At 39.7% G+C, this 11876-nt stretch carries 10 protein-coding genes and 3 other annotated features; of the genes, 9 read left to right on the top strand and 1 reads right to left on the bottom strand.

Annotation, left to right across the window (positions count from 1 at the left end; translation table 11 throughout):
- Positions 1–390 precede the first annotated feature (390 nt).
- The gene (locus WKH56_RS21355) at positions 391–1566 is read left to right on the top strand and encodes a C40 family peptidase (RefSeq protein WP_028412780.1); all 1176 of its coding nucleotides are present in this window, start codon (positions 391–393) and stop codon (positions 1564–1566) included.
- 124 nt (positions 1567–1690) lie between these two features.
- On the top strand, positions 1691–2005 hold the full coding sequence (locus WKH56_RS21350; RefSeq protein ID WP_310883925.1) for an MTH1187 family thiamine-binding protein: 315 nt from the start codon (positions 1691–1693) through the stop codon (positions 2003–2005).
- 64 nt (positions 2006–2069) lie between these two features.
- Here the strand turns inward: WKH56_RS21350 and WKH56_RS21345 are convergent, their stop codons facing one another.
- Entirely contained in the window at positions 2070–3653 is a 1584-nt protein-coding gene (locus tag WKH56_RS21345; protein ID WP_310883924.1) for a PucR family transcriptional regulator, read from the bottom strand.
- 306 nt (positions 3654–3959) lie between these two features.
- On the opposite strand from WKH56_RS21345, the gene allC reads away from it, so the two are divergent.
- The 7 genes from allC to WKH56_RS21310 all read left to right on the top strand — a co-directional run bounded on the left by allC (position 3960) and on the right by WKH56_RS21310 (position 11652).
- Positions 3960–5201 (top strand): allantoate deiminase, encoded by a 1242-nt coding sequence (allC, locus tag WKH56_RS21340; protein ID WP_310884528.1) that lies wholly within the window; start codon positions 3960–3962, stop codon positions 5199–5201.
- Between the two features lie 12 nt (positions 5202–5213).
- Positions 5214–6464: a pyridoxal-phosphate-dependent aminotransferase family protein gene (locus tag WKH56_RS21335; protein ID WP_028412783.1), complete on the top strand. Its 1251-nt coding sequence runs from the start codon at positions 5214–5216 to the stop codon at positions 6462–6464.
- 41 nt (positions 6465–6505) lie between these two features.
- Positions 6506–8116, top strand: coding sequence for a gamma-glutamyltransferase (gene ggt, locus WKH56_RS21330; RefSeq protein ID WP_047750556.1), 1611 nt, complete (start codon positions 6506–6508; stop codon positions 8114–8116).
- Positions 8117–8140: 24 nt separating this feature from the next.
- On the top strand, positions 8141–8725 hold the full coding sequence (locus tag WKH56_RS21325) for a chromate transporter (RefSeq protein ID WP_028412785.1): 585 nt from the start codon (positions 8141–8143) through the stop codon (positions 8723–8725).
- Positions 8722–9252, top strand: coding sequence for a chromate transporter (locus WKH56_RS21320; protein WP_014459451.1), 531 nt, complete (start codon positions 8722–8724; stop codon positions 9250–9252). The genes WKH56_RS21325 and WKH56_RS21320 overlap by 4 nt, the downstream gene beginning before the upstream one ends.
- Positions 9253–9310: 58 nt before the next feature.
- Entirely contained in the window at positions 9311–9769 is a 459-nt protein-coding gene (locus WKH56_RS21315; RefSeq protein WP_310883923.1) for a GNAT family N-acetyltransferase, read from the top strand.
- A 200-nt stretch (positions 9770–9969) separates the two neighbouring features.
- Positions 9970–10175, top strand: a binding site (T-box leader).
- A gap of 70 nt (positions 10176–10245) precedes the next feature.
- Positions 10246–10452: a binding site (T-box leader), on the top strand.
- Positions 10453–10578: 126 nt separating this feature from the next.
- Entirely contained in the window at positions 10579–11652 is a 1074-nt protein-coding gene (locus WKH56_RS21310; protein WP_013057698.1) for a bifunctional 3-deoxy-7-phosphoheptulonate synthase/chorismate mutase, read from the top strand.
- Positions 11653–11658: 6 nt separating this feature from the next.
- Positions 11659–11859, top strand: a binding site (T-box leader).
- Positions 11860–11876 lie beyond the last annotated feature (17 nt).

Raw genomic sequence — 11876 nt, 5'->3', positions numbered from 1 at the left:
CATTAATATGGAAATAATATAAATTTTTAGAAGAAAAGCTGTTTTGCTGAAGAGGGGAACAAATCCACTAAACGAATAATTTTAAAAAAAGTTTCACATTTCAAAAAAAAATAAATTGTTTTTTTTGAAATATAAAGATAATGTTACAGGTGATTTTTTACCTATTATTAGTGTAGGAAAAGGAATAATATTGGAATATATTAGCTTTTTTGTCGAACTTATTAAGTGTTAAACGACAATAAACTACGACAATATACACCATACGGCTGCGCTACTGTCGTTTCCTGTAACATAAATGTAATATTAGTGATGTTATTTTGTAATAATGTGTTGTTACAATGTAAACGTCTTATAGATTAGTAGATTATGGCATTGGAGGAACCTTTTTTTATGAAAAAGTTGATATATTCGTTAGCGTTATGTGGATCTTTAACAGTAGTACCTACAATTAGTGAAGCTGCTTTAGGAGATGCTACGCTGCACCCAGGAACAAGTAATTCAGATGTGAAAGAATTACAGCAAAAATTAAAAAACAAAGGTTATTTTACATACGGTACAACAACAAACTATTACGGTTCAATCACGACTAGCGCAGTAAAATCGTTTCAGCGCGCAAATGGTTTATCAGCAGATGGTATTGCAGGTCAAGCTACATTTAATAAACTGCTAGGAAGCGGAAGCTCATCAAGTTCATCAGTTAGCTCAAGCTCATTGCTGCGCGTTGGTTCAACAGGACCAAACGTACAATCTTTACAGCAACAGCTAAAGAATAAAGGCTATTTTAAAGGAACTACAACTCAATACTTCGGTTCAATTACAAAGAATGCAGTAATGGCATTTCAACGTGCAAATGGACTGTCTGTGGATGGAATTGCGGGTCCAGCTACGTTAAGTAAATTAAAAAATGGGGGTTCTAGCGCTTCAACTGGCGGTTCTAGCTCTAGCAGCTCAACTATTTTACGTCAAGGTATGAAAGGTTCAGCAGTAAGCAGCCTTCAGCAAAAACTAAAAAATAAAGGTTACTTCTCAGCTGGTGTAACAGGATACTTTGGCTCAATTACAACAAGTGCAGTAAAATCATTTCAACGTGCAAATGGTTTATTAGTAGACGGAGAAGCGGGTCCGGATACGCTAAATAAATTAAACTCAAGCAGCTCTAGCAGCTCAAAACCTTCAACATCAACAGGAAGCAGCACAAGCTCAAGCTCAGCTTCAAAAGTTATTTCATACGGTAAACGTTTTATGGGAACACCTTATGTTTGGGGCGGAGCTGCGCCTGGAGGATTTGATTGCAGTGGTTACCTTAACTATGTATATCGCAATGCAGTAGGTGTAAGTCTTCCTCGTACAGTTGCTAGTATCTATCAAACTGGTACGCGTGTAAGTTCACCTCAGCCTGGAGATATCGTTTTCTTTGAAACGTACCAACCAGGAGCTAGCCATGCTGGAATTTATATCGGAAACGGTCAATTCATGCATGCAGGTTCTTCAACAGGCGTAACAATCACATCATTAAGCAACTCTTACTGGTCAAAACGTTACTTAGGAGCAAAGCGTTACCTATAAGAGTGTAACAAAAAGGAGTAGTTGTATAACTATTCCTTTTTTCTATGCACCGTAAACGTAAAAGTAGGAAATTTTTGTGTCGTTTGGTATGATAATTGGAGAATAAACAAAAGGAGTGTATAACATGGCTATTGTAGATGTAACCATTATTCCGGTAGGTACGGAAACGCCAAGCGTGAGTCAGTACGTAGCTGATATTCAAAAAGTGCTGGCCAAGCATGAAGATGAAATTACATATCAATTAACCCCTATGAATACATTGATTGAAGGGGAATTAAGCAAGCTGCTAAAAATTGTTCAAGAGATGCATGAAGTACCTTTTGAAAATGGTATTCAGCGCGTGTGTACAAATTTACGAATTGATGATCGCCGTGATAAAGAAAATCATACGATGGCTGGGAAATTACAATCAGTACAGTCTAAATTAAAAGCGAAATAAATAATATGCACTACAATAAAAAACGCTTGAGTATCTACTCAGGCGTTTTTTATTGTAGTTATACTTAATTGGCATGCACAAGAGAAAAAATTTGAAAAGCTACGCGCAGCCGAAGGGTTTCCTCTGACGTGTGAATAGGTCTTTTTAGTAACTCTTCGCATTTTTCGATTCGATAGATTACCGTGTTCCGGTGAACGAATAACTGCTTAGCAGTCTCTGAGATTTGGCAATTGGAATTTAGATATGTTTCAAGCGTGTCAAGTAAGATGGAGCGATCTTTCTTATCGTACTGCAGCAAACCTTCTAATGTTTGAGAATAGTAATCCTGTAAATCGTTTGCTGGAAGCAACCTCAGCAGCTCTTTGAACTGTTTTGGCTGATAAAATTGAATAAGCTTTGACTGATCTTTAAAATGGATGGTTTCAAGAGCTTCAACAGCTTCTTTATATGAGTCAGCGATTGTAAGTAGGGATTGGCTTTGGTTTCCAATTCCAAATGACATTCGCTTATCATAGTGACGGTAAACAGCTTCCTGCAAGCGATGCAAGCATTCTATAATCATAGGTTGAGAATGAGGTGTAAACAAGAGAATGTAAAGATTGTCATAGAAAAACAAAACGGCCTCTGTAGGACCTGCTGATAACTCATATTGAAGGAGCTCATAGATCATATCATCATCGCTGTAAGGCGTGAATGTAGAATGAATTTTCCCAACGGCGCAAATATAGCTGTTTCCTGCTGATAAGCCCATTATCTGTGCTTGAAAGGAAGCATCCTCAGGCGTTTTATAATAATTGTTAACAAGCTGATTGAAAAAATCGTTTTTTCGTCGCCGTTCAGCTTCATACAAAGCCTGCTGTCTCATCATTTCGAAGGATAAAACGTTTGTCGCTTGTTCAATCGTTAGGAGCGCTGAATCGGATAAAGAAACTTGGTGTTCAATAAATAAATAACTGTACTTTCTTGTATGAGTAGCAATCGGAAAAAGCGTAACGGTTTTTTTTGTGTTCAAAAAGGAAAAGGTTGTATATTTTGACGTTCGTAAAAACAGCTGCTTAGCGCCCGCTACCGCTTCTTCCATTGGGAGCGAAAAAGGTTCGCGTTTGTTTGTGTAAAAGAGTTCATGGCCATGGGTATCAAAAAGGGCAACGTGAGCATTGCATAACGTTTGAATGGATTGCATAATTTTCTCAATGCCTTTTCCTTGTAAGATGTAGGAGGAAAATAGCTGATGTGTGACCATCGCTTGCTGAAGCTCGGCTGTTTTTTTATCTAAAATAAAGCTGAGAGATTCATTAATAACCGCGCCTAACGTTTCGTCCGTTTGGAAATCAATGATTGGAAAGTGAAGTTCATCAGCTAGCTGACAAATAGAAACAGGCACGTGTTCGAAAAAACGCTTCGTTTTTATGGCCAATCCTGCACATTTCTTTTTAGCCATTCCTTCTACAAGTTTTGCTAAGCTTTCTTCATGTTCTTTGAAGTGATAACCCGTTGTAATTAAAAATTCTCCTTCTTTTAAAAAAGATAAAATATCGGGTGCGTCCATCATATTGACGTTATGTACTTTGCGGGTGACCCCTTTTTGTCCGGCTACTACAGATGCTTTCTCATAAATCGGGATGCGTAAAAGAGTTTGTAGTTCCATTATTCATTACTCCTTTTGTTAAAAATTCTCACATTTCCCTGCGCGTATTTTTATCTACCTTCTATTTTATAAGAAAGTTTAGTTAAAATAAATAAAATTTTCAGAAAAAAATGTATAAATTGTTAATGAAGAAGTTTATTTAATTCTGTAAGATAAAATAAATAACATATAACGTTAGAAAAAGTAACGTATATAAGACTTTGTGTATTTAGTGATAATAGCCAAAAAAACACTAAATCATTGTAGGAAGTGTTAATGAAAACAATCAGTCATTTTCTTAAAATGAAGATAGCAGGAGGGATAGCAATGGTTGCAGATATGACGGGAAAATCTAAGCTTTGTCAGCAAATCGAAGAAAACATTAGCTGGTTGTCACAGTTTGGGTTAGATGAAAAAGAAGGTGTCACGAGGCTTTTATATACGGAACAGTGGAATGCAGCTCAAAAGGCATTGGAAGAAAAAATGAAGGGACTTCACCTCAAAACGTATTACGATGATGTAGGAAATTTATTTGGACGGTTGCAAGGAACGGGTCCAGAACAACAAGTTATTTTAACAGGATCCCATATCGACACCGTGATAAACGGAGGAAAATATGACGGGGCGTTTGGAGTTGTGGCAGGTATCATTGCTCTGCAGTACCTATATGCGCATTATGGCTCCCCTACAAAAACCTTAGAGGTCGTATCACTTTGTGAAGAAGAAGGCAGCAGATTTCCTCTTACGTATTGGGGATCGGGTAATGTGAATGGATTACACAGCAAAAGTGATGCAAAACATGTTATAAATAAAGAAGGGGTTAAGCTAGATGACGCAATGAAACAGCTCAATTTCGGAGAAGGCCTCCACAGCGAGCCATACCGCACGGACATCGCTTCTTTTATTGAACTGCATATCGAGCAAGGAAAGCAGCTTGAAATGTCTCATTGCGATATCGGAATTGTTTCTAGTATCGTCGGGCAGAAACGATTTACAGTATCTGTTAAAGGTGAAAGTAACCATGCGGGCACCACTCCGATGAACATCAGAAAAGATGCATTTTATGTAAGTTGCAAACTCGCTAAAGCATTTATTGAATTGAGCGAAAAATATCATAACGCTTTATACGTAACGGTTGGCAAAATTACACTTTCTCCAAATGCACCGAATGTAATACCAGGATATGTAGAATTCACAGTCGACATAAGACATCATGAGTATAAGGTTTTACAAGAAGCAGAACGAGAAATGAAGGAAATTATAAAGCGAACAGCAGGGGATTTAGAAGTGAATCTCAACTGCTGGATGGATGAAAAACCTGTTGCCATGAGCGAAAAATTATCTGAACTTTCCAAAATTATTTCCTCGGAAAAGAATATCTCCTCCCGAGAATTAGTAAGCGGTGCAGGACACGACTCGCAGGTATTCGGGCGAAGAGTTCCCACATGTTTGTTATTCGTCCCGAGCCAAGATGGAATCAGCCATTCCCCAAAGGAATTCACCAAAGGAGAACAGTTAGAAAAAGGAGTAAGGGTCTTAATAGAACTATTATATAAACTTGCCTACTAGGAGGAATTTGACATGACTATAACAAAACAGCTTCATACACCGCCGCGTACGATTATGACACCAGGCCCTGTAGAAGCAGATCCACGCGTATTAAGAGCATTAGGAACACCTATTTTAGGTCAGTTCGACCCCGCATTTACGCGCATTATGAACGAAACGATGGAAATGCTTCGTGAGCTATTTCAAACCAAAAACAAATGGGCTTTTCCCGTTGATGGAACGTCTAGAGCTGGGATTGAAGCAGTTCTTGCAAGTGTAGTTGAACCGGGCGATAAAGTATTCGTCCCGATTTTCGGCCGCTTCGGCTATTTATTAACGGAAATTGCCGAGCGCTACGGAGCTGAGGTACACAATATTGAATGCGAATGGGGAGAAGTGTTTGACCCTGAGACCGTAATCCAGGAAATAAAAAAAGTAAACCCAAAAATCGTTGCAATGGTTCATGGCGAAACGTCTACAGGGAGAATGCAGCCTCTTAAAGAAATTGGTGCTGCATGTCGCGACCAAGATGTTTTATTTATCGTCGACGCAGTAGCTACTATCGGCGGTACGGATGTAAAAGTAGACGAGTGGAACATTGACGCATTGATTGCAGGTACACAAAAGTGTTTATCTGTTCCGTCGGGTATGGCACCTATTACGTACAATGATCGTATTGAAAAAATTATCATGGAACGTAAAAAAGTTGAAAAAGGAATTGCGACAAAAGCAGATGCTCAAACTGTTCGTCTGCGTCCAAATATTATCAGCAACTATTTTGATTTGAGTCAGCTTCAAGACTATTGGAGTGAGCGCAGGCTAAATCATCACACGGAAGCAACGTCCATGCTCTATGCTTTGAGAGAAGGGCTGCGCGTTATTTTAGAAGAAGGGTTAGAAGAAAGATTTGCAAGACATCGTCTCCACGAAAAAGCACTTGTAGCCGGAATTAAAGCAATGGGATTATCTTTATTTGGCGATGAGCACTCAAAAGTTCCAACCGTTACGTGCGTCTTAATTCCATTAGGAATTGACGGGGAAGCAGTTCGTTCTACGCTTCTTGAACAATTTGGAATTGAAATCGCAAGTTCTTTTGGGCCGATGCACGGAAAAATATGGCGTATCGGTACAATGGGATACAGCTGCCGTAAAGACAACGTTCTCTTTACATTAGCCGGTCTTGAAGCAGTGCTTATTCGAAACGGGGCAAGCGTAAATGCAGGTTCTGCTCTGCAAGCAGCTTTAGAAGTTTATGAGGAAGAAGTAGCGTTGTCTAGTCTGTAAAGATTCGTTATTCACCATATAAAGAAAAGAGGAGATTTTCTATGAGCGAATACTTTTTCACACACCCATATGCATCGCAGCGTACGTGCACGTTTGGAAAAAACGGAATGGTAGCAACTAGTCAGCCTCTTGCCGCTCAGGCGGGTCTTGAAATGTTGAAAAAAGGAGGCAATGCAGTAGATGCTGCTATTGCCTCCGCAGCTTGTTTAACGGTGGTAGAACCTACTTCAAATGGAATTGGCGGAGATGCATTTGCTCTTGTGTGGATAAATGAAGAACTATATGGCCTCAACGCGAGCGGTCCTGCTCCTGCTTCTATCTCTATTGAGGCTCTGCGCGCCATGGGGATAAAAGAGATGCCGGCTCGCGGTTTTGTTCCTGTTACGGTCCCAGGTGCCCCGAGTGCGTGGGTGGAGCTGTCAAAACGCTTTGGCCGGCTACCGTTAAAAGAAGTGCTGCAGCCGGCTATTTCTTATGCGCAAGAAGGGTTCCCAATCTCCCCAATTTTAGGGTACAATTGGGAACGAGCGTTTGAACGATTTACACACGCGTTAAAAGGTGACGAATATAAACACTGGTTTGAGACATTTACTAACAATGGATCTGCTCCTAAGGTAGGGGAAATGTGGCGATCACCAGACCATGCTGCTACGCTGCTTGAAATTGCCGAAACGAATGGAGAATCTTTTTACAGAGGGGATTTAGCTGATAAAATAGCAGCTTTTTCGAAAAAACACGGCGGATTTTTAGCAAAAGAGGATTTAGCAGCTTTTAAAGCAGAGTGGGTAAAGCCGATTTCAACTTCTTACCGAGGATACGATGTGTGGGAAATACCGCCCAACGGCCAAGGCCTTATTGCGCTTTTAGCTCTAAATACGCTAAAAGGTTTTTCTTTTGATGCCAAAGATTCTGTCGATACATACCACAAGCAAATTGAAGCTATGAAGCTAGCGTTTGCAGATGGACAAAAATTTATTACAGATGCTGATAAAATGACAGTAGCAGTTGAAGATTTGTTGAATGATTCTTATGCAAACAAGCGCAGAGGGCTGATTGGTGAAAAAGCGCTTATTCCCGAAGCCGGACAGCCGTCTCATAGCGGCACGATCTATTTGGCTACAGCTGATGGAGAAGGAAACATGGTATCATTCATTCAAAGTAATTACATGGATTTTGGCTCAGGACTTGTCGTACCTAATACGGGCATATGCCTGCAAAACCGCGGGCATAATTTTTCGTTAGACCCACAGCACCATAACCGATTAGAGCCTGGAAAACGAACCTATCATACCATTATTCCTGGATTTTTAACAAAGAATAAAAGTGCTGTAGGTTCATTCGGTGTAATGGGTAAATTTATGCAGCCGCAAGGACATGTGCAAGTCATCATGAATATGATTGATTTTCATCTAAATCCTCAGGCAGCTTTAGATGCACCAAGATGGCAGTGGATTGAACATAAAAAGGTTCTTGTGGAAAAAGAAATGCCTTCACATATTGTAGAAGCATTAGAACGCAAAGGGCATGATATTCATGTGGCTACGAGCAGACATACGTTTGGAAGAGGACAGATTATTTTAAGAGATGAACAAACCGGTGTATTATACGGCGGCACAGAAGCGCGAACAGACGGAGCCGTCGTTGCTTATTAGATCACAGAGAAAGGAGCGCGAGAAATGCGACAATTGGATATTTTTATAGCGTTTTTTCGCTCAGGTATGCTCGGCTACGGAGGAGGACCTTCAGCTATTCCACTTGTAAAAAAAGAAGTAGTCGATACGTACAAGTGGATGGATGACGATGAATTTGGCGATTTATTAGCAATTGCCAATACGCTGCCTGGTCCTATTGCGACAAAGCTGGCGGGATACATCGGCTATCGAGTCGGCGGTATCTTAGGTCTCGGTACAGCTTTATTTGCAGCCGTTATTCCAACCGTTTTTTTAATGGTATTACTGTTGACCACTTTAACGCAATTTAAAGATCAGCCCTGGGTTATGGGGATGACCAAAGCAGTAGTTCCTGTAGTGGGAGTGATGCTCGCAGTTATGACATGGGACTTTTTCAAAAAATCAACGTCTGGTTTAGGCTGGACGCCAGCTATTATCTTACTCATTATTAGTTTAGGACTAATGGAATTTGCCCATATTCATCCAGCAGTTATTATTATTGTACTTATGGCAGCAGCTTGGATTCCGCTAAAACGAAAAGGAAAAAAAGGCGAAAGTGATGAGCACAAGCAAAAGAGGGAATCGGTATGATTTATATTCAGCTATTTATGGCGTTTTTTGTTTCAAATATTTTAGGCTATGGAGGAGGACCTGCGTCGATTCCGCTCATTCAAAAAGAAGTTGTAGACCGCTACCATTGGCTTACCGTTAAAGAGTTTAGTGAAATGCTGGCAATTGGAAATGCGCTTCCAGGTCCAATTGCGACAAAAATGGCGGGATTTATCGGATATCAGCAGGCAGGGATTTTAGGCTCGGTGATTGCTCTTTTTGCAACGATTGCTCCGTCGGTTTTGCTTTTAGTCATTTTACTTCGAATATTATTTAAGTATAAAGATTCACCAAATGTTAAGAAAATGACCAACTACATTCGTCCCGTAATCGCTATTTTACTTGGCTTAATGGCGTATGAATTTTTTATGAATTCATACGGTGATTCAGGTATATGGCAAACTCTATTTTTAGTAGCAGCCAGCTTTCTTTTATTGGAAAAATTACGTGTGCATCCAGCGTTCGTTATTGTCGGAGCACTCGTATACGGAGCTGTTTTCCTTGCTTAAATGAAGCTCTCAAATGCTGAGAGTTTTTTTTGTAAAAGAGACGAAAAGAGGGAGAACAATGGTTGAAAAAGCACTATTAGAAGACGTGCAGGACCTGGTTAACCTGCGAATGCTGCTCATGAAAGAACTGGGAGAACTAAATGGGAGTGAGGAGCTGTTTCGAAAGGCGACAGAAGAATATTTTACTGCGAATATAAATAGCCCAAATAATTATACGGCTATTTTAAAAGTCGATGGAAAAGTTGTATCAGCAGGAAGCATCGTCTTTTTTATACGTCCGCCTTCACCGGGTAACCTTCAAGGAAAAGAAGCATATGTTATGAACATGTATACAGCTTTTGATCAACGAAAGCACGGCTATTCTTCCGCTATTTTAAAGCACTTGATGCAGTACGGCCAAAAAAGTGGTGTAAATCGAATATGGTTAAATGCTTCCGCCGCTGGAAAAAGCTTGTATCAAAAACATGGATTTATTGAATATGACTCTAAAATGGAATACGTGTTTGAAAAAAATTAAAGTGACAAAACTCTTGATAGAGAGAGGTTTGAAGGGGCAATGGTTTTTAAAAAATAAAAAAAATTAATAAAAAGTGTTGACGAAGATAAAAAAACCATTCATAATACAAATCAACATCACACAACATTACACACAACTTGGAAGCGACAAACAGTTTCAAACGATCGGAACTGATTATCCAAGTACGCATACATAGTCAATACTGAGCGTTGATAGGAGCACGAGTAGAAAAAATTTCCCTGTATCAGAGAGCTGACGGTTGCTGCGAGTCAGAACAAAAATTTTTTCGAAGTACATTCCTTGAGCATCTTTTCCGAGCAGGAAAAGACGGCCTGGCCGTTATTTTAATGAAGAGGCAAGCAAAATGCTTGCAACTAGGGTGGTACCGCGAATTTTCGTCCCTACTGACTCTTAAGAACAATCTTAAGGGTGAGTAGGGACTTTTTGTATTTCGGTCCATTATAATTTTATATCCATTACAAGCGATGAAAAGAGCATAGTAGCAAAATCTTCCCTGTATTCAGAGAGCTGATGGTTGGTGCGAATCAGTACAAAAGAGATTGTGAATTACATTCTTGGAGCTTTCTTTTGGCAATAGTCAAAAGCGGCAATAGCCGTTATCTTAATGAAGAGGCAAGCAATGCTTGCAATTAGGGTGGTACCGCGATCAATTCGTCCCTACTGATACAATCAGTAGGGACTTTTTGTATATCCGCATAAGCGGCTGTGTAGGTGTAAAACGGATTTTTAAATACAAACTAAACGAAAAGATCCGTTCAAGGTTGTAAAATCAAAGGAGGATTTTTAAAATGACAAAATCACTAGAACAATTACGAGGACAAATCGACGAAATAAATTTAGAAATTTTAGAATTATTAAATAAACGCGGTGAAATTGCACAAGAAATTGGAAAAGTAAAAGGTACACAAGGTGTGAATCGCTTTGATCCAGTTCGTGAACGTAAATCATTAGATCAAATCTTAGCTAACCATAATGGTCCATTCGAAGCTTCAACAATTCAGCATATTTTCAAAGAAATTTTCAAAGCAAGCTTAGAACTTCAAGAAGACGATCACCGTAAAGCACTTCTTGTATCTCGTAAAAAGAAATCAGAAGATACAATCGTTGACATCAACGGCACAAAAGTAGGACCTGGAAACTTAGAATTCGTAATGGGACCATGTGCAGTAGAAAGCTACGAACAAGTAAAAGAAGTGGGCTTAGCGCTTAAAGAACAAGGCATTACATTAATGCGCGGCGGAGCGTTCAAACCACGTACATCACCTTACGATTTCCAGGGTCTTGGAGTGGAAGGATTAAAAATCTTACGTCAAGTAGGAGATGAGCTAGGTCTATCAATTATCAGTGAAATTGTTTCTCCTCAAGATATTGAAACGGCTCTAGACTACGTAGATGTGATTCAAATTGGTGCACGTAACATGCAAAACTTCGAGCTATTAAAAGCTGCAGGTTCTGTAGACAAACCAATTCTTTTAAAACGTGGATTGGCAGCAACAATTGAAGAATTCATTAACGCTGCTGAATACATTATGTCTCGCGGAAATGGAAACATTATTCTTTGTGAACGCGGTATCCGCACATACGAGCGTGCAACACGCAACACATTAGATATCTCAGCTGTTCCAATCTTGAAAAAAGAAACGCATTTACCAGTTGTAGTAGACGTAACGCATTCGACAGGACGCAAAGACTTACTATTACCATGTGCAAAAGCAGCGATTGCTATCGGCGCAGATGCTGTAATGGCAGAAGTTCATCCAGACCCAGCAGTAGCACTATCAGATTCAGCACAGCAAATGAACATTCCTGAATTCCACAAATTCATGGAAGAATTAAAAGGTGCAGCAGTAAAATTATCTTAATTTCATAGTGATACAGTGATAAGAAACTAGTAGCAAACATTTCCCTGTCTCAGAGAGCTGACGGTTGGTGGAAGTCAGTACACAAATGTGAGCGAATTACACTCTTTGAGTACTCTTTTACAGAGCGGTCAGCGGATCGTTAACAATTCGAGGTGGCAAGCAATGTTTGCAACTAGGGTGGTATCGCGAGAAAAACTCGTCCCTATGACGTAGGGGCGAGTTTT

It is taken from the genome of Priestia sp. SB1, from assembly GCF_038898415.1.
Note: the sequence above shows the minus strand (reverse complement) of the source record. Positions and strands in the feature narration are given on the sequence as shown.